Source organism: Nocardia amikacinitolerans (assembly GCF_900215415.1).
In the GTDB taxonomy this organism is placed as follows: domain Bacteria; phylum Actinomycetota; class Actinomycetes; order Mycobacteriales; family Mycobacteriaceae; genus Nocardia; species Nocardia amikacinitolerans.
The window spans coordinates 211235-229402 of sequence record NZ_OBEG01000004.1 but is presented as its reverse complement, the minus strand read 5'-3'; the positions used below and the strand labels follow the sequence as shown (position 1 = coordinate 229402).

Here is an 18168-nt window from a genome sequence, read left to right as displayed (position 1 = left end):
GGTCAGGACGGCCGATTTTGAATCACGTGCACCCGCCGACTAAAGTTGCCCCTCGCACGGCAACGCACCCTCGGGTCGCCACGCGGTGCACGCGGATGTAGCGCAGCTGGTAGCGCATCACCTTGCCAAGGTGAGGGTCGCGGGTTCGAATCCCGTCATCCGCTCTTCCACTCCTTTCGGTCGTGCATATTCGACATCAATCCATCGCAGGGGCGTCCGGTGTGTGCCGCGTCACGTGCCCAAGATCGGCTACGATCACTCCTGCCTCTCGGTCCAGCAAACGGCCGCTGAGTATGTCGGCGTGCCCCGAGGGGTAGCGCCATGTTCGTCGTGATCGGAGGCCGTGGTGTCGTTGCGCACCCACGATGCTGATGTCGCTGTCGATTCGGGGCGGTTGGACCGGGAATCGACGATGCTGTTGGTCGAGGACGACCCCGGCGATGCCCTGCTCGTCGAGGAACTCGTCGCCGACGCGGCACAAGGTCTGCGCCTGGAGTGGGTTCGGACGCTGGCCGAAGCGGGTGAGCGGCTGCGCGTTTCGGTCCCCGATTGCGTACTGCTCGATCTGCACCTCCCCGACGCCCAGGGCCTGGAGGCGCTTGCCAGGATCCGCGCGTACAACGATCAGGTCGCCGTCGTGGTGATGACGGGCCTCGATCAGGAGCGCACCGGCTTGGACGCGGTCGCCTCCGGCGCGCAGGACTACCTGGTGAAGGGTCGCGTCGAACCCGAATTGTTCGTGCGCGCAGTGCGTTACGCGATCCAGCGCAAGCACGCCGAACGCACGAGCGCGGCTCTGCAGGCCAGCCAGATGCGGGCCCAGGAGAACGCCCGACTGGAGCGCGGCCTGCTGCCGACACCACTGCTCGGTCCGGACCGGACCGTCGAGGTGGTCTCGCGCTATCGCCCCGGTCGCGCCCATTCGCTGCTCGGCGGCGACTTCTACGACGTGGTCCAAGGCGAGGACGGCACGGTGCACGCCGTCATCGGCGACGTCTCCGGGCACGGTCCCGACGCCGCCGCCACCGGAGTCGCGTTGCGATTGGCATGGCGCACACTGGTTCTCAGCGGCGTCACCGGCCTGCGGCAGTTGCGACTGCTGGAGCGGGTACTGCTCGCCGAGCGCACCGACCGGCAGACCTTCGCGACCGCGACCAGCCTCGTCCTCGATCCGCGGACCCGCCGAGTGCACGTCTGGCGCGCCGGGCACCCAGGCATGCTGCGCCAGCGCGGCGAGGAGTTGCGTTGGCTCGAGGTGCCCGGCGGACCCGCGCTCGGCTTTCTGCCAGGGCGCGCCCAATGGTCGAGTCACGAGGTCGAACTGCCGGACGACGCCGGCTTGCTGCTGTTCACCGACGGCCTCTTCGAGGGCCGCGTCGGCGCTGGTGCGCAGCGACTCGGTGAACAGGGCCTGCTCGAATTGGCGGGCACGGTGCCCGCCGAACGGACCGAACCGTTCGTCGACGAGCTGATCCGCCGGGTCGAGGAATTGGCCGGCGCCGCAGGCGGTTTGGACGACGACGTGGCGATCTTGTATCTGCGCTGGGCAGCGGACGGGAGGCGAGACCGATGACGAGAACGACCGTGGGCAGACTGACCGCGCAGGGCTGGTTCCAGCTCGTTCTCGCCGTGATGGTCCTTGTGGTGATCGTCGGCGCGATCGCGGGCTGGCAGGTCATCGCGAACACCAACCGGGTCACCGACCGGCTGCTCAGCCAGACCATGCCAGCGGCCGCCGAGGCGTACCGCCTGGAAAGCGCGCTGGTGAACCAGGAAACCGGCCTGCGCGGTTACGCCATCGCCGCCGACCCGCGCTTCCTCGAACCGTTCGACGAAGGCAAACGGGAACAGGAGCGCGCGGCGGCCCGGCTGCGCGAGCTGCTCGCCGACCGACCGGACCGTATCGCCGATCTCGAAATGGTGGAGCGGGCGGCCGCGCGGTGGCGCGAGGAGTACGCCGACCCGCTCGCCGCGACGGTGACCTCCGGCGCCACGCGTCCGGTCGAGACCACGGCGGCATTGCGCGGCAAGACCATCTTCGATCAGGTGCGCGCCGCCTCCGCCACGCAGAGCGACAATATCGCGGGCGAGGTCGCGAAGGGCAACGAGGAACTCGCGCAGTCGCGCACGGTGCGCAACGCGGTGCTCGCCGGCTTGATCGCCACCTCCCTGCTGACCGGTGTGGTGCTGCTCGTGCTGATCCGGCGGCTGGTCGCGCGCCCGCTCGGCCAGCTCACCGAGTCGTCCAAGCGGGTCGCCGACGGCGAATTCGACCATCGCATCGACGCGCACGGTCCCGCCGACCTCGCCCTCGTCGCGGAGGCCGTCGAGGACATGCGCCGCAGGATCGTCGCCGAGCTGAGCGCCTCCCGTACCCAGCAGGCGCTGCTGGAGCAGCAGAAGGCCGACCTCGACCTCCATGCCGAGGAACTGCGCCGCTCGAACGCCGAGTTGGAGCAGTTCGCCTACGTCGCCTCGCACGACCTGCAAGAGCCGCTGCGCAAGGTCGCCTCGTTCTGCCAGCTGCTGGAGAAGCGCTACGGCTCGGAGCTGGACGAGCGCGGCAAGCAGTACATCGATTTCGCGGTCGACGGCGCCAAGCGCATGCAGGTGCTGATCAACGACCTGCTGACCTTCTCCCGCGTCGGCCGGATCAGCGAGGGCATCCAGCCGACCGGGCTCGACCAGCCGTTGCAGAAGGCGCTCACCAACCTGTCGTCGGCCATCGATGAGACCGGCGCGACCATCGAACTACCGGACGAACTACCCGAGATCCTCGGCGAGCCGACCCTGCTGACGATGTTGTGGCAGAACCTCGTCGGCAATGCCATCAAGTTCCGCAAGCCCGACGTCCCGCCGGTGGTGCGCATCGACTGCGAGCGCGCCGCGGAAGAGGCCGAGGGCTGGCAGTTCTCGGTGACCGACAACGGCATCGGCATCGCACCGGAATTCGCCGAGAAGGTGTTCGTCATCTTCCAGCGCCTGCACGGCCGTGACGAATACAGCGGCACCGGAATCGGTTTGGCCGTCTGCAAGAAGATCGTCGAATATCACGGCGGCAGAATCTGGATCGATACCGATCATCGCGACGGCACCCGCCTCTGCTTCACCCTCCAGGCCGTCGAACCCGCGAGCACGGAGTCCAGCCCGATCACCGAAGGAGCCAACGCATGACCTTTCCCGGCAGGCCGATCGACATCCTGCTCGTCGAGGACGATCCCGGCGACGAGTTGATGACCCGGGAGGCATTCGAGGACAACAAGATCGGCAACACGCTGCACGTCGCGCACGACGGGCAGGAGGCGCTCGACTTCCTGTACCGGCAGGGCGAGTTCGCCGACGCGCCGCGACCCGATCTGATCCTGCTCGACCTGAACCTGCCGAAGTACGACGGCAGGCAGGTGCTGGAGAAGATCAAGGCCGATCCGGACCTGACGCACATCCCGGTCGTCGTGCTGACCACCTCGGCCGCCGAGGAAGACATTCTGCGCAGCTACAAACTGCACGCCAGCGCGTACGTGACCAAGCCGGTGGACCTCGACCAGTTCGTGGCCGCGATCAAGCAGATCGATGAGTTCTTCGTGCAGGTCGTCCGGTTGCCGCGGCAGCGTTAGGCTTCGCGGCGGCCGGGACGGACTTCGTACGGCAGCGCCTTCGAGGCGAGCTCAGCTCGGGGTGCTGCTCTCGTCCGCGGCGAGCGCGGCGTCCAGCGAGGGGAACACCGAGAGCAGCTCGTCGAGCGCGGTGAGTTCGATCGGGCGGCGCACCGCGTCGGAGGCGACGACCCGCAGCCGGGCAGGCTGCGCCTCGGAGGCGACGAGCAGCACGCTCAATCCCGCCGAGCCGAGGAAACCGACCTCCAACATGTCGATGACCAGCGACTTTCCGCCGCGCTGAGCGTCTTCGAGGGCGGCCTGCAGCTGCGGCGCGGAAGCCATGTCGACCTCGCCGTGCACGGTGACGACGGCCACGTCGCCGTCCTCGCGCACCCGCACGTCGAGAACCTTGGACGCGCCCTCGCCGCTCACCGCCGACCTCCCAGCTCGCAATTCGCCACTTTCCCACCTCTGCAGCATCGAGCCTCGCCACGCGGGGCGTGACAAGGCTGTGAGCGTCTCTCGAGTCAACTTACCCGATCGCGGCTGTCGTAATCGCCGCGTCGAAATACCGAGACGGACACCACTATCGGCCACCTCATACCGGGTGATCGGGCTTGCCCGGTGCGCGAATGGGTATTGCTCTGGGCGAGAAGGCAATCGACATGGACGTTGCAGGGAGGCAGCGAGGTGACCACGTCCCGCTCACTTCGGCTTCGAACGCCGCCGAGACCGTTGGAGCTGGACTTTCCGGCGACCGCCGATCGTTTGGCCCAGGTCAGGCACACTCTTCAGGACTGGCTGGAGCAGTGCGGCATCGGCGCCGAGCGCGCCTACGACGTGCTGCTCGCGGTCGGGGAGGCCTGCACCAACGCGGTCGAGCACGGCCACCGCGGCGACGGCGGCACCGTGCGCGTGCGCGCCTTCTACACCGGCGCCGAGTTGAATGTCACAGTCGCCGATCACGGCCGCTGGAAGCCGCCCGACCCGCAGGCGAGGTCCGTGCGCGGCCGCGGGCTCGCCATCATCCGCGCGGTGATTCCCGAGGTAGATGTGACCACCGGGGAAGGTGGGACCACTGTGGCGATGCGGCTTCCGCTCACCGCCTGATTCCGGGGCTTAGTCCCGCGCTCGCTTGCTACCACCTGGATACTGGACAGGTGATAGAGGGCAGCGAACTGAGCCCGCGTGCGATCGGCGCGCTCGGCAGTGTGATCGGCGTCGAGTCGTGCGCGAACGCGGGGGAGTTCCGTTTCTTCTTCGCGGACCAGCGATGGGAGTGGTCCGACGAGGTCGCCCGCATGTACGGCTACAAGCCGGGCGCGGTGGAACCGACGACGGCGTTGCTGCTCTCGCACAAACATCCCGACGACCGCGAGCTGGTCGAATCGGCGATCGCCAAGGTGGTGGACACCGGCGAACCGTTCTGCAGCAGGCATCGCATCATCGATACCGAAGGCCGGGAGCATCCGGTCATCGTCATCGGCGATTACCAGACCGACGAGAACGGCGCCGTCATCGGCACGGCCGGGTATTACATCGATCTCACCGATGCGCTGGAGGGCGAGCGCAACGACGTCATCGAGGACGTGCTGCCCGAGCTGATCGAGTCGCGGGCGGCGATCGAACAGGCCAAAGGCGTGCTCTCCCTCGTCTACGCCGTCTCCGCCGACCAGGCCTTCGCGATCCTGCGCTGGCGTTCCCAGCACACCAACACCAAGCTCCGCGATCTCGCGCAGCAGCTGGTGCTCGACGCGCGGGACATCGACGCCGACCGGGCGGGTCTGCGCACCAGGTTCGATCACGTGCTGCTGACCGCGCACGAGCGGGTCGTCCCCGAAGCGGACTAAGGGCCTACCTCCGCCTTCGCTGTGGGCTATGAAGGCCGCACCCGAGCGGGGGCGTAGCTCCCCTGCGGGCGTGCGCGGAGCTCGGGCGGGACCCGAGGACGCACCTTCCTCGTCGGGGCGGCCATGCGCGGCCCGGGAAGGGGCTCCGGTCCGGCCCCGCCGATCAGGCGAATCCGCGAGCCTGGTGCAACGTCAGCGGTGGGAGGTACTCGTCGACGAGTTCGCGGCGCCAGCAGGCGCGGTCGCGTCGGAGTTCGCGCAGGCTGGTGTAGCGGTACTCGTACAGGCGGGCGCGGATGTAGCGGGGCGGGGCGTCCGGGAAGGGGCAGTGGCGCAGCAGGCGCAATGTCGCGGGGTCGTTCTGGAGCAGCCGCACGACGAAGGGGAGCAGCCAGGATCGCGCGTAGATCGGCGAGATGGCGGCGAACCACATCAGCCAGTCCAGGCGCAGGTGGTACGGCGCGTACTGGCGCGGCCAGCGGCGCAGGTCACCTGGCTTGCCCTTGAATTCGTATTCGCGCCAAACCGTTTCGTCGGAGATCGAGGTGTCGGCGGTGCCTTCGATCACCACCTCGTTGCGCACCCGGTCGATGCTCCCGAAGGCGCCGTAGGTGTTGACCAGGTGGTACGGGTTGAACGAGGTGTTCATCCGCTGGTTCTTGGACAACAGGTTGCGCACCGGCCAGTAGCTGAGGCCCACGGTGACCACGGTCAGCACGATCACCGCGCCCGCGAACCACAGCGGCGGTTCGGACAACGCGGGCGCGCCCGGCAGCGGGCCGAAGACGCGCGCGTCCAGAGCCGTCACCGCGAGCAGGATCGTCAGCCAGTTCAGCCAGGCGAAGTTGCCGGAGAGCACCAGCCACAGCTGCGTCACGATGACGAGTCCCGCCGCGATGCTCGCCACCGGCTGCGGCGCGAACAGCCCGACCGGCACCACGAGCTGCGCGAAGTGATTGGCCGCCACCTCCACCCGGTGCAGCGGCCGAGGCAGGTGGTGGAAGAACCAGCTCAGCGGGCCGGGCATCGGCTGGGTCTCGTGGTGGTAGTACAGGCAGGTCAGATCGCGCCAGCACGGATCGCCGCGCAGCTTGATCAGCCCCGCGCCGAACTCCACCCGGAAGAGCAGCCAGCGGGCGAGCAGCAGGACCAGCAGCGGCGGCGCCACGGTGTCGTTACCGAGGAAGATCGCCAGAAAACCCGTCTCGAGCAGCAGTGACTCCCAGCCGAAGGAGTACCACGCCTGGCCGATGTTGACGATCGACAGGTACAGCGCCCACAGCACCGTCCACAACGCCATGGCCGCCCACAGCGGCACCAGATCCCCGAGCCCCACGACCATCGCCGCCGACAGCGCCACCCCCGTCCACGCCACACCGGCGAAGAACCGGTCCGAATAGTGCAGGTGGAACAGACTCGGCGAGCGCCGCGGCGACACCCGCCGCAGGAACCGCGGCGCCGGCAGCATCCCGTGCTCACCGATCAGCGCGCGGAACTGCAACGCCGCCCCGAGGAAGGCGAGCAGGTACACGACCGCCAAGCCCCGCTGAAAGATCAGCCTGGCCTGCCAGTATTCGGGTGCCGTGAACCACTCCATGCCCGCAGCTCCTCGGACGGTGGAAGTCCATGGTGCTTCCGTACTACCCAACCGCCCAGCACGGAAACGCCGCCCTCGCAGCCCGTCCGCACTGGCCTGCCACAGACCGTGTGTACGCCTCACATAGGCACCGCCTGTGTGAGGCGTACACAGTGTGTGTGGGACCGCTCAGTCGCGGTGCTGCCCGTGGAGTTGGGGCGGCGCAGCCCGTTCGGATGGGGCCCGTCTCGGTCGGGGTGGCCGACCGAGACGGGCCCGGGTTCAGGCGACGGTGAGGACCGTGCCAGCGCCGACCGTGCGACCGCCCTCGCGGATGGCGAAGCCGAGGTTCGGCTCCAGCGGGAGCGCGCGGCCGAGCTCGACGGTGAGCTCGACCGTGTCGCCCGGGTGGGCGAGTGCGGTGTCGGCGGGCAGGGTGACGTCGCCGACCACGTCGCCGGTGCGCACGTAGAACTGCGGGCGGTAACCGGTGGTGATCGGCGTGCGCCTGCCACCCTCGGCGGCGCCGAGCAGGTACACGCGCGCGGTGAACCGGGTGCGCACCGCGATGCTGCCCGGTGCGGCGACGACCTGGCCGCGCCGGACCTGACCGCGCTGCACGCCGCGCAGCAGCAGCGCGACGTTGTCACCCGCCTCGGCGAATTCCATGGCCTTGCCGAAGGTTTCGACTCCCGTCACGACCGTCGTCAACGCCTCACCGCCGAGACCGAGCAACTCCACCCGGTCGCCGAGCCGGACCCGGCCGCGCTCGATCGCCCCCGTGACGACCGTTCCGCGCCCGGTGATCGTGAGGACGTTCTCCACAGGAAGCAGGAACGGCGCGTCGGTGTAGCGGACCGGTATCGGCACGTGCGCGTCCACCGCGTCGAGCAGGTCGAGCAGCGCCGCCGTCCAGCGCTCGTCGCCCGCCAGCGCGCGCAGCCCGGAGACCCGCACGATCGGCGCGGTGTCGCCCGGGTAGCCCTGGGCGCTGAGCAGCTCGCGGATCTCCAGCTCGATCAGCTCGAGCAGTTCCGGGTCGCCCGCGTCGGCCTTGTTGAGCGCCACCACGATGTGCTCGACGCCGACCTGCCTGGCGAGCAGCACGTGCTCGGCCGTCTGCGGCATCACGCCGTCCTGCGCGGAGACCACCAGGATCGCGCCGTCCAGCTGGGACGCGCCGGTGATCATGTTCTTCACGAAGTCGGCGTGGCCCGGCATGTCGACGTGCGCGTAATGCCGTGTGGCGGTCTCGTATTCGACGTGCGCGATGTTGATCGTGATGCCGCGCATCGCCTCCTCGGGGGCGCGGTCGATCCGGTCGAACGGCACGAACGCGGCGCCGCCCCGCTCGGCGAGCACCTTGGTGATCGCGGCGGTCAGCGTGGTCTTGCCGTGGTCGACGTGCCCCATGGTGCCGATGTTCAGGTGCGGCTTGGTGCGGACATAGGTTTGCTTCGACATGTGTATTCCTTGGTTTCCGGGCGAGCGCCCGAATGTCACGGGGGACCTCTGCGACGGGGGCACCTTCCCCGTCGGAGGTCCCGGGACATCCCGGGGAAGGTCAGCGTCGGGCGCCGTCGAGCAGCGCGGCCACTGCCGCCGCTGCCAGGGCAGCCGCCATCGAGCCCGCGACCGCGGACTCCAGAACGATGGCGAGCCAGAACATGTCGAGCAGAGTACGGCCGCGACGGGCAGCGCCGCGAGCGATTTTCCGAGGGGCGGGAGACATCCGACCGAAGGTCACCTTCAGCGGTGCAGCCGCGGTAGGGGTCACGTTCAGTCCCAGACCGATCGGTGCACGCGAAGGGCGGGACGGCCCCTTGGGGTGCCGTCCCGCCCGATCGGGGTGCGCGCTATAGCGCGGTGGAGCGAAAACCGCGCAGCCGCAGGCTGTTGCTGACGACGAACACCGAGGAGAACGCCATCGCCGCACCGGCGAGCATCGGGTTCAGCAGCCCCGCCATGGCCAGCGGGATCGCGGCGACGTTGTAGGCGAAGGCCCAGAACAGGTTGCCCTTGATGGTGCCGAGTGTCTTGCGGGACAACCGGATCGCGTCCGCCGCGGCGCGCAGGTCGCCGCGCACCAGGGTCAGGTCGCTCGCCTCGATGGCCACGTCGGTGCCGGTGCCCATGGCTAGGCCGAGATCGGCCTTGGCCAGCGCCGCCGCGTCGTTGACACCGTCGCCGACCATCGCGACGACCTTGCCCTCGGCCTGCAACCGCTCGACGGTGGCCACCTTGTCCTGCGGCAGCACCTCGGCGATCACCTCCTCGATGCCGACCTGATCGGCGATGGCCCGCGCCGCCGCCTTGTTGTCGCCGGTCAGCATGATCGGGGTCAAGCCGAGCGCCTTCAGCTGCGAGATCGCCTCGGCCGAGGTCGGTTTCACCGCGTCGGCGACAACGAGCACGCCGCGCGCCTTGCCGTCCCAGCCGACCGCGACGGGGGTCTTGCCCTCCGACTCGGCCGCGTGCATGGCCCGCTCCAGTTCGGCGTCCAGGTGCTGCGACCAGTCGGCGAGTAGCCGGGCCCGCCCGACGATCACCGCGTGCCCGTCCACCACGCCCTGTACGCCGAGGCCCTCGATATTGGCGAAGCCTTCGACCGCCGCCAGCTCGCCGACCTTCTCGCGGGCGCCCTTGGCGATCGCCTGCGCGATCGGGTGCTCCGACGAATCCTCCAGCGCGCCTGCCAAAGCCAGTACCTCGCTCACGTCCTCGCCGTCGGCGGCGATCACGTCGAGCAGGGTCATCTTGCCGGTGGTGACGGTGCCGGTCTTGTCCAGCACCACGGTGTCCACCCGGCGGGTCGACTCCAGCACCTCGGGACCCTTGATCAGGATGCCGAGCTGCGCGCCGCGTCCGGTGCCGACCATCAGCGCGGTCGGGGTGGCCAGGCCGAGGGCGCACGGGCAGGCGATGATCAGCACCGCGACCGCCGCGGTGAACGCCGCCGCCACCGAACCGCCGGTGCCGAGCCAGAATCCGAGCGTCGCGACCGCGAGCGCGATCACCACCGGCACGAAGATCCCGGAGATCTTGTCGGCCAGCCGCTGCGCCTGCGCCTTGCCGTTCTGCGCGTCCTCGACAAGCTTCGCCATCTGCGCGAGCTGGGTGTCTGCGCCGATCCTGGTGGCGCGCACCACGATCCGGCCGCCGACGTTGACCGTCGCGCCGACAACGGCGTCGTCCGCGGCCACCTCGACCGGCACCGATTCACCGGTCAGCATCGAGGCGTCGACCGCCGAGGAACCCTCCACGATCACACCGTCGGTGGCGATCTTCTCGCCGGGGCGGACCACGAATTCGTCACCGACACCGAGCTGTTCGATCGGAATCCGCCGCTCGACGAGGTCTCCATGGCGGCGCTCCCGGGTCCCTCCGTGGTTACGCTCGCTGCCTCCTCCGGGCCCGTCGCTCGCGCCGCGACGCAGCACCGAGACTTCCTTCGCGCCCAGCTCGAGCAGTGCGCGCAGCGCCGCGCCCGCCCGCCGCTTCGACCGTGCCTCGAAGAAGCGCCCCGCCAGGATGAACGTGGTGACGCCCGCCGCGGCCTCCAGGTAGATATTGCCGGTGCCGTCCATCCGGGAGATGGTGAACTCGAACGGGTGGGTCATGCCCGGCGTGCCCGCGGTGCCCCAGAACAGCGCGTAGAGCGACCAGCCGAGCGCGGCGAGGGTGCCCATCGAGACCAGCGTGTCCATGGTGGCGGTGCCGTGGCGCAGGTTGGTCCACGCCGCCCGGTGGAACGGCAGCGCGCCCCAGACCACCACCGGCGCGGCGAGCGTCAGTGAGAGCCACTGCCAGTTGGTGAACTGCAACGCGGGGATCATCGCCATGGCGATCACCGGAACGGTCAGCACCAGCGAGACCAGCAGTCGGGTCCGCAGGGCGGCCGTCGGATCCGCTTCGGCGGACTCTTCGGTCTCCTCGGTCGGCGGCGCGGGCAGTGCGGCGGTGTAGCCCGCCTGCTCGACGGTGGCGATCAGGTCCTCGGGGGAGACGTCACCGGTGAAGTCGACCCGCGCCTTCTCGGTCGCGTAGTTGACTGTGGCGGTGACGCCGTCCAGCTTGTTCAGCTTCTTCTCGATGCGGTTGGCGCAGGACGCGCAGGTCATGCCGCCGATCACCAATTCGACCTGGCCGGTGGCCGGTGATTGCGTCGCGGTCGTCATCGGAATTCCTTTCTCTGCGGCACGTGGTGATCAGTGGCCGTGGCCAGGCTCGGCGGGTGCGCCGTGTCCGGTCTGCGCGTTGCCCGACGGTACCGAGAGCGTGAACTCGGCCGTGCGGACCACCCCTTCGTGTTGGAAGTCGAGGAACAGGCGGTAGTCGCCCGCGCTAGGCGCGGTCACGGCGAAGGTGACGCCGGGACCCGCCGCGGTGACGCCGTCGCCGGGGTGGCCTTCGGGGTGAACGTGCAGGTACGCCAGGTCGGCGGCGCGCAGCGCGACCAAGTGGCCGTACGCGCCGAGATAGGGCTGGAGGTCGGTGACCGGCCTGCCACTCTTGCTCACCGAGAGGGTGACCGTCGAGGCCTGGCCGGGGGAGACCGCACCATCCAGCGTAACTGTGTAGTCGCCGACCGCCGCGGAGCGCGCGGGTGCGGGCAGCGGCCGCGGGTCGTAGGAGCCCGCGACCCGGAGGTCGGCGCCGAGCGTCAGGTTCGCGCCGCCCTCGGGGGTGAAGTCGGCGAACACGCGGTAATCGCCCGCGCGGGTGAGGTCGAGCGGGACGCTCCATGTCCCGTTGCCGTCCAGCGTGGGATGCACGTGCTGGAAGGCGGCCGTGTCGCGGCGGACCACGATCAGGTGCAGGTCCTTGTCGTGGCTGCGAACGTAGCGGGTGACCGGTGCGCCCTGCCGGTCCAGGACGCGGAACCGCAGCGTCGAGTTCGGCGCCGCGGTGGTCTGCGCGGTGTCCAGGCTCAGGGTGTAGCCGTCGGCGGTGACCAGCAGGCCGCCGGGCAGTTCCTCGGCGCCGGGCCCGCCGTCGGTGGTGGGCCCGGTCGCGTGGGTGTCGTGCGCGGCGGGCTCGGTGGGTTCCGGGCCGATCGCCGCTCCGGTCGCGAGAGCGATCCCGAAGACCGCCGCGAGTCCGAGGGTGAAGCCGGCGAACTTGGTCGTGGCGTTCATCGGGTGCTCCGTTCCGGTTCGTAGTTGCTGGGATCAGTCGGCGAGCTGGAAGCCCGCGCGGCCCACCGCGGCGGCGACCTCGTCGCGCCCGATCGGGGCGTCGGCCGCGACGGTGACCGTGCCGCCGTCGAGGTCGACAGCCACGTCGGTGACGCCGGGGATCGCGCCGACCTTGTCGCGGACCTTGTTGACGCAGCAGCCACAGGTCATGCCGGTGACGGCGTAGGTAGCTGTGGCGGATGCGGTGGTGCTCATGTCTGTCTCCTCTGCTGCGGGGTCTGTTCTACCATACCCCCCTAGGGTATTTTGTCAAACGGTTTCGGATACGGGCTCAGCGGCGGGGGTTCGCATGGTCACCGCCGCGATGCCCGCTCCGACGAGCGCGATCACCGCAGCGCCAAGGAAGGCGGCCGAGAAACCGCTGGTCAACTCGTCGATATCGGTCACCTGATCGGCGCCGAACGCCGCGGCGACGGCCGTCATCGCGGCCAGGCCGACGGCCGAGCCCACCTGATACGAGACGTTGACGATGCCCGAGGCGAGACCGCCCTCCTCCGGTCGTGCCGCCGAGATCGCAGTACCGAGGGAGGGTATGAAGGCCAGCGACATGCCGCCGGCGGCCACCAGCGAGGCGGGCAGCACGTCGACCCAGAAGTTCCCGGTGGGCCGAACCAGCGACATGATGCCGAGCCCGAGCCCGAGCGCGAGCACGAGCAGACCGGTGACGATCATCGGCTTGGCGCCGAAGCGCTGCATGGCGCGCGGTGCGAGCACGATCATGCCGAGCATGATCAGTGTGGTCATCGGAAGCAGCGCCGCGCCAGAGGGGAACGCGCTGTAGCCGAGCACCTGCTGCAAATACAGGTTCAGGAAGAACCACATCGGCACCCAGGCCGCGCCGAGCAAGAGCTGGGCGATGTTGGCGGCGGCCAGATTCGGCGCGCGGAAGACGCCGAGGCGCATGAGCGGTTCCCTGCTGCGGGACTGAAGAACCACGAAACCGGCGAGTAGTGCGCCCGCGATCGCGAGCACGCCCCAGGTCTGGCCCGAGGCCCAGCCCACTTCGGGCGCGCGGACGATGCCGTAGACGGCGGCGGCGAGACCGGCGGTCACCGTTGCCGCGCCGAGCAGGTCGACCAAACCCGAGCGGGCCGGTGCGCTCGGCATCAGCGCGGGCACCGCGACGAGGGCGAGCAGCGCGATCGGCACGTTGATGTAGAAAACCCAAGGCCAACTGATGTATTCGGTGATGACGCCGCCGAGGAAGACGCCCGCCGTTCCGCCCGCTGGCGCGGCCGCGCCGTAGACGGCGAGCGCTTTGGTCAGCTCCTGCGGCGAGGAGCCGAAGAGCATCATCAGCAGGGTCAGCGCCGAGGGCGCGATGAGCGCCGCGCCGCCGCCCTGGACCGCTCGGCCGATCAGCTCGGTCGCGACATTGCCCGCCGCGCCTGCGATCACCGAGCCGACGAGCAGCGTCAGCCAGCCCGCGGCGAACACCCGGCGCGCGCCGAGCAGGTCCGACAGCCGCCCGCCGAGCAGCAGCAGCCCGCCGAAGGCGATCACGTACGCGTTGAACACCCAGGTCAGATTCTCTTGAAGCGCACCCAGCGGTACGCGCCCGACCGCATAGGTGCTGCCACATAACGCGTGTACGCCTCACATAGGCGGTGCCTATGTGAGGCGTACACATGGTTTGTGGGATGGGGCCGTCGATCTCGGCGGTCCGGCCGACTCGGGGTCGTGGACGGTGAACCCGTCCGATCGGTGGAGCTAGACCTGGGCTCCGTGCAGGTTTCGGGCCGTTGGCGATGTGGGCACCTCGGCCGGATCGGGGTATGTCCCGAAAACGCGGTCCGCGGTTCCGGAGCTCGTCACCGTGAACCAGAAGTGCTCGTTCTTGTAGTGGTGGTGTCGGTGATTGCGCCAAACCGCCTTGTACAGCGCCCTTTTCGGCTTGTAGTCGGTGTGGATGAGGTAGTGCGTCCACTCGTAGCCGAGGCCGAGCACCGTGATGGTCAGCAGGAAGGTCAGGCCGAGGCCGAGGCGTGGGAACGCGAAGGCGGTGATCGCCAGCAACGCCACGATGACGAAGACCAGCGAGCGGGTCGGGATGAAGATCAGCGGAATATTGCGCGGATCGACGTGGTGCTGGCGGTGTTTGCGGGCCAGCTCGCTGTCCAAGGCGATCGGGCCGATGCGCTTCGGCCGCCAGTGCAGCACCATGACGTGCACGACCCACTCGAACGCGGGGAAGACCGCGAGCATCACCACCGGCAGCAGCGCGTCGCTGAGCTGCCAGTCGCCCACCAGGATTCGGGCAATCAGAGCGAGCGCCAGCGCGGTGCCGATCATCCAGGGCGAGGGGTGGCGGAGGAACTCGCGAAAGGCGTCGCCGAGCGTGAGACCTCGGCGCAGCTGGGTTTTGGACATGGTGTCACCTCGGATATTGCGTGATCAGCGGCCGCCGAGGGCCTCGATCAGGGCGGTGGTCGCCGGCTCGAGCAGGGCCCGAGCCTTGTCGGCGGCCTTCTTCGGCCGGCCCGCCACGATGGCGGCGGCCAGTTCGCGGTAGCCCTCGGCATTGCCCACCTCGGCGGACATGACGGGGGCCAGCGCCGCGAGCGCTGGTTCGTAAGCGGCGCGCAGCATGTTGAACATCAGGCGGAACACGATCGAGTCGGCCGCGTCGACGACGTGATTCCAGAACTCCAGCGCATGCCGTTGCAGGACAACCGGATCGGTTTCAGCGGTCAGCGCCGCCACGGCGCGCTCGAGATCGGCGCGCACGTGGTCGTACTCGGTACCGGGCTCCGCCGCGCGCGACCCGCCGTCCGCGCGATTGTCGCGGCTGGTGGTGACGGGCTGGGCGGCGTTCGGCTCGTCGTGCCCGCGGTTGTCGCGGCCGGTCATGCCCGGTTGGGTGGCGTTCGGCTCGTCGTGCCCGCGGTTGTCGCGGCCTGTCGCGCGTGACTCGCTGGCATTCGCCTCGCCGTCCGCCCGTTCCGGCAAACCCGACCGGCCGGTGGCGCGCGCGCTTTCCCGGTCCAACGCCGCCATCCGCGCCGCCGCCAGTTCGGCAACCTTCGGCCCGTTGTGCATGCGGACCTCAAGGATGCTGCGCGCGACAGCGGGTTCGAGCATGCCCTCGCGGATCAGCAACCGGGGCAGCACCTCCAGCCCGGCGCCGCGCCGATAGTCGAGCACGGTGGTCGCGTCGCCCTGCCGCACCGCGACGAGTCCCGCCGCGGCGAGGCGTTGCAGCGCCTCGCGCACCGCGGGCCGCGAGACGCCGAGCGCCTCCGCCAACTGTCGTTCGCTCGGCAAGGTCGACCCCGGCGCCAGTTCACCGCTGAGCACATCCGCGGCGATCTGCTCGAACACATCCGCCGACACCGACCGCTTGACCACAGGTTGCAACGCCATGCGTCCACTCTGCGCCAAGGTGGTCAGCTGGTCAAGTGGTCAGACCAATTCTGCGACTCGAACGCGCACACCTCCACAAACCCATTGCACGCCGCACACAGCCACCACCCATGTGCGGCGTACACAACCTGTGTGCCAGCCAGTGCCCGTCCGCACGCAGGTCCGGTGAATGAAGGTGACGTTCAGTCGGTCTGGCGTGATGGAGGTGGCCTTCGGTCGGCTACCGCGCCGACCATTCTGGACGCGGCACTAGCTCGGGTCGGACCCGCGGATGGCGGCGAGCCACGTCGCGGTCGCGGCGGCGACGCAGAGCGCGCCGACGAAGGTGACAAGGCCGCCACCATCGACATAGATCCAGAGCAGCGCCGCGAAGGGCGCGGCAACGGCGGGCTGAACGTCGAACAGCAGGCGGCGCGTCACCCGGCTCGCGGCGAGCACGGGCGCGTCCGGATCGGGCCGACTCGGATTGTCGACGAGCCGCCCGGGCGGTTCCGTATCCCGCGCCCGCCCCGAGGGATACAGCCGAAGATCCCCCGCGCGAAGGACGCGCCCGTCGAACTCGGCCGCCGACTCCGTGAACATGACAAGCGCCGGATCGAAGAACACCGGCAACCACCGCCGCGCACCGGCCGGACCGATGACCTCCAACCACGATCGGCTGACCAACCGGTGCTGCTGCCGAACCCGCGCGACCCGAAACCCCCCCGCCCCTGGCAACCCGCAGGACAGCACCCCGAAGGCCATCAGAAGCCGAATCCCGGTGTAGCCCGATATCCCCAGCGCCACCGTCGCCAACCCGGCCAACTGGTCGACCGTGGCGAACGGCGCCCACGCGGCACAGACCGCGAGGGCGCCGAGCGTCACTCCGATCGGATAGGCCAGCGGATGAGCCGACCTCGAACTCACTTCAGGAAGCCGACTTTCGTGTAATCCGGCGTTGCCAACCCGAACGCGCCGTAGTTGGCGAGATTGTCGCGCACCGCGTAGGTGCCCGAAGCCTGGTGCAGCGGAATCGAGTAGCCCTCGGCGAAGATCATCTGGTCGCACTGGTTGGCCAGCTCGATCGCCTTGTCCGGGTCGAGCTCCGCGATGGTCTTGTCGATGAGAGCGTTGAGCTCCGGCGAACCGATCCGGGCCTTGTTGCCCATCAGGTTGTTCGGGTCGTAGTAGTAGATTTGCTGCAACGCGCCGAGCGGCAGCGCGCTACCGCCCCAGCTGAATTGGGCGATGTCGAAGTTGCCCGGATCGATGACGTCCTTGAACAGGCCCGTGCCCGGCACGGTCTGAATCGTCAGCTTCACGCCGACCGCGGCCAGGTTCTGCTGCACGATCTGCGCGGTCTGCACCCAGGCGTCCTGCTGGTACATCACGTCGCGGAGCTCGAGCCTGCGGCCGTCCTTCTCGCGCACGTCGCCGTTCAGCTTCCAGCCCAGCTCGTCGAGCATCCGGGCCGCCTCGGCCGGGTCGTAGGAGATCGGCGCGGCGTTGTCCTGGTAGCCCTTCTGGCCGGCCATGAAGATGTGGTTGTTCAGCGGCTTCGGGTTCTCCACCACGCCGTTCTGCGACGCGGTCACGATGCCCTGCCGGTCGATGGCCTTGGAAATGGCGATCCGCAGTTGCGGGTCCTCCAGCAGCGAGCCGGGCGCGCCGTTGAAGGTCAGATGCGACCAGCTCGGCTCCGGCGCGCGCCGGATGACCACGTTCGCCGCGTTGCGCGCCGCCGTCACGTTCTCGATGCCGGACATGTAGGCGATGTCGAGCTCGTTGTTCTGGATGGCGGGCAGCCAGGCGGTGTGGTCGAGCACGCTGAAGGTGATGGTGTCCAGCTTCGGGGTGTCGCCCCACCATTGCGGGTTGCGGCTCAGCGTGATTCGCTGCTGCGCGCGATCGATGTTGCTGATCACGAAGGGGCCCGAGCTGAGCGTCAGGCCGTCCCGGTTGGCGGTGTTGAACGCCTCGGGCGTCGCGGTGACCGACTTCGGGTAGAGCGGGCTGAACTGGCCGCGCCATTCACCGTAGGGCTGGCTGAAGGTGACGATCGCCTGCCGGTCGTCGACGCCGCGCTCGACCTTCTCCACCCGGTCGAAGCCGCTCAGCGCCGAGACCAGGTACGCGTTGTCCTTCCCGCTCTGCGCGTTCGCCTGGGAACGCAGGTCCTCCCAGGTGATCGGGCTGCCGTCGGACCACACGGCCTTCGGATTGATGGTGTAGGTGACCTGCTGCGGGCTGGTGTTGGTGAGCTGCACGTCGGTGAAGAAGTTGTGATCCACCGAGAGCTCGCCCGCCGCGTTGCTGACGAACGGAGCGGGCATAGTCGGTCCCGCCACCATCGCGCCGCTCTCGGTGCCGCCGTCCACTTGGAGCACGTTGAAGTTCTCCGGGAACGAGCTCAGCACCAACCGCAGATTCCCACCGTCGCGCAACTGGCTCGGGTCCACCGGATTGATGTCGTTGGTGCTGCCGATCGTGCTGGTGCCGGGCGCGACGGCGCCGTTGTCGGAACAACCGGTGAGGATCAGGCCGAACGCGGCGAGTGGCACCGCCAATCTGGTGGTCAAGGAACGTATCCGCATCGAGCTGGTCCT

Annotated in this window: 15 protein-coding genes, 1 tRNA gene and 1 pseudogene; 6 read left to right on the top strand and 11 right to left on the bottom strand. The window is 69.1% G+C overall.

What is annotated here, in order from left to right; genetic code table 11:
- The first annotated feature begins 91 nt into the window (after positions 1 to 91).
- The 4 genes from CRP45_RS19425 (at position 92) to CRP45_RS19410 (ending at position 3614) form a co-directional block, all read left to right on the top strand.
- A tRNA-Gly gene (locus tag CRP45_RS19425) sits at positions 92 to 164 on the top strand.
- Positions 165 to 412: 248 nt separating this feature from the next.
- Positions 413 to 1573, top strand: coding sequence for a PP2C family protein-serine/threonine phosphatase (locus CRP45_RS19420; RefSeq protein ID WP_097246647.1), 1161 nt, complete (start codon positions 413 to 415; stop codon positions 1571 to 1573).
- The gene (locus CRP45_RS19415) at positions 1570 to 3174 is read left to right on the top strand and encodes a sensor histidine kinase (RefSeq protein ID WP_097246281.1); all 1605 of its coding nucleotides are present in this window, start codon (positions 1570 to 1572) and stop codon (positions 3172 to 3174) included. Before CRP45_RS19420 ends, CRP45_RS19415 begins: the two co-directional genes overlap by 4 nt.
- Positions 3171 to 3614 (top strand): response regulator, encoded by a 444-nt coding sequence (locus CRP45_RS19410; RefSeq protein ID WP_097246280.1) that lies wholly within the window; start codon positions 3171 to 3173, stop codon positions 3612 to 3614. Before CRP45_RS19415 ends, CRP45_RS19410 begins: the two co-directional genes overlap by 4 nt.
- Before the next feature lie 51 nt (positions 3615 to 3665).
- On the opposite strand, the gene CRP45_RS19405 is transcribed toward CRP45_RS19410, so the two are convergent.
- On the bottom strand, positions 3666 to 4028 hold the full coding sequence (locus CRP45_RS19405; RefSeq protein WP_097246279.1) for an STAS domain-containing protein: 363 nt from the start codon (positions 4026 to 4028) through the stop codon (positions 3666 to 3668).
- 258 nt (positions 4029 to 4286) lie between these two features.
- Here CRP45_RS19405 and CRP45_RS19400 point away from each other — a divergent pair, with 258 nt between their 5' ends.
- Together CRP45_RS19400 and CRP45_RS19395 are read left to right on the top strand one after the other, a co-directional pair.
- Complete coding sequence (locus CRP45_RS19400; protein WP_179830930.1) at positions 4287 to 4706, top strand: ATP-binding protein; 420 nt, start codon at positions 4287 to 4289, stop codon at positions 4704 to 4706.
- A gap of 50 nt (positions 4707 to 4756) precedes the next feature.
- Positions 4757 to 5446: a PAS and ANTAR domain-containing protein gene (locus tag CRP45_RS19395; protein WP_097246277.1), complete on the top strand. Its 690-nt coding sequence runs from the start codon at positions 4757 to 4759 to the stop codon at positions 5444 to 5446.
- A 163-nt stretch (positions 5447 to 5609) separates the two neighbouring features.
- Here CRP45_RS19395 and CRP45_RS19390 read toward each other — a convergent pair whose 3' ends face one another.
- The 10 genes and pseudogenes from CRP45_RS19390 to CRP45_RS19345 form a co-directional block, all read right to left on the bottom strand.
- The gene (locus tag CRP45_RS19390; RefSeq protein WP_097246276.1) at positions 5610 to 7043 is read right to left on the bottom strand and encodes a lipase maturation factor family protein; all 1434 of its coding nucleotides are present in this window, start codon (positions 7041 to 7043) and stop codon (positions 5610 to 5612) included.
- Positions 7044 to 7304: 261 nt separating this feature from the next.
- Positions 7305 to 8486 (bottom strand): elongation factor Tu, encoded by a 1182-nt coding sequence (gene tuf, locus CRP45_RS19385; protein ID WP_097246275.1) that lies wholly within the window; start codon positions 8484 to 8486, stop codon positions 7305 to 7307.
- 392 nt (positions 8487 to 8878) lie between these two features.
- Positions 8879 to 11200, bottom strand: a complete 2322-nt coding sequence (locus CRP45_RS19380; protein ID WP_097246274.1) for a heavy metal translocating P-type ATPase — start codon at positions 11198 to 11200, stop codon at positions 8879 to 8881.
- Positions 11201 to 11230: 30 nt separating this feature from the next.
- Positions 11231 to 12160: a hypothetical protein gene (locus CRP45_RS19375; protein WP_097246273.1), complete on the bottom strand. Its 930-nt coding sequence runs from the start codon at positions 12158 to 12160 to the stop codon at positions 11231 to 11233.
- Positions 12161 to 12193: 33 nt separating this feature from the next.
- The gene (locus tag CRP45_RS19370) at positions 12194 to 12415 is read right to left on the bottom strand and encodes a heavy-metal-associated domain-containing protein (RefSeq protein WP_097246272.1); all 222 of its coding nucleotides are present in this window, start codon (positions 12413 to 12415) and stop codon (positions 12194 to 12196) included.
- Between the two features lie 54 nt (positions 12416 to 12469).
- A pseudogene (locus CRP45_RS19365) lies at positions 12470 to 13768 on the bottom strand (MFS transporter); the annotation flags it as partial.
- Positions 13769 to 13930: 162 nt separating this feature from the next.
- Positions 13931 to 14590 (bottom strand): sterol desaturase family protein, encoded by a 660-nt coding sequence (locus CRP45_RS19360; RefSeq protein ID WP_097246271.1) that lies wholly within the window; start codon positions 14588 to 14590, stop codon positions 13931 to 13933.
- 24 nt (positions 14591 to 14614) lie between these two features.
- Positions 14615 to 15583 (bottom strand): FadR/GntR family transcriptional regulator, encoded by a 969-nt coding sequence (locus tag CRP45_RS19355; RefSeq protein WP_097246270.1) that lies wholly within the window; start codon positions 15581 to 15583, stop codon positions 14615 to 14617.
- Positions 15584 to 15832: 249 nt separating this feature from the next.
- Positions 15833 to 16489, bottom strand: a complete 657-nt coding sequence (locus tag CRP45_RS19350) for a hypothetical protein (RefSeq protein WP_245910247.1) — start codon at positions 16487 to 16489, stop codon at positions 15833 to 15835.
- Positions 16486 to 18156, bottom strand: a complete 1671-nt coding sequence (locus tag CRP45_RS19345) for an ABC transporter family substrate-binding protein (protein WP_097246268.1) — start codon at positions 18154 to 18156, stop codon at positions 16486 to 16488. Before CRP45_RS19345 ends, CRP45_RS19350 begins: the two co-directional genes overlap by 4 nt.
- Between the last annotated feature and the right edge of the window lie 12 nt (positions 18157 to 18168).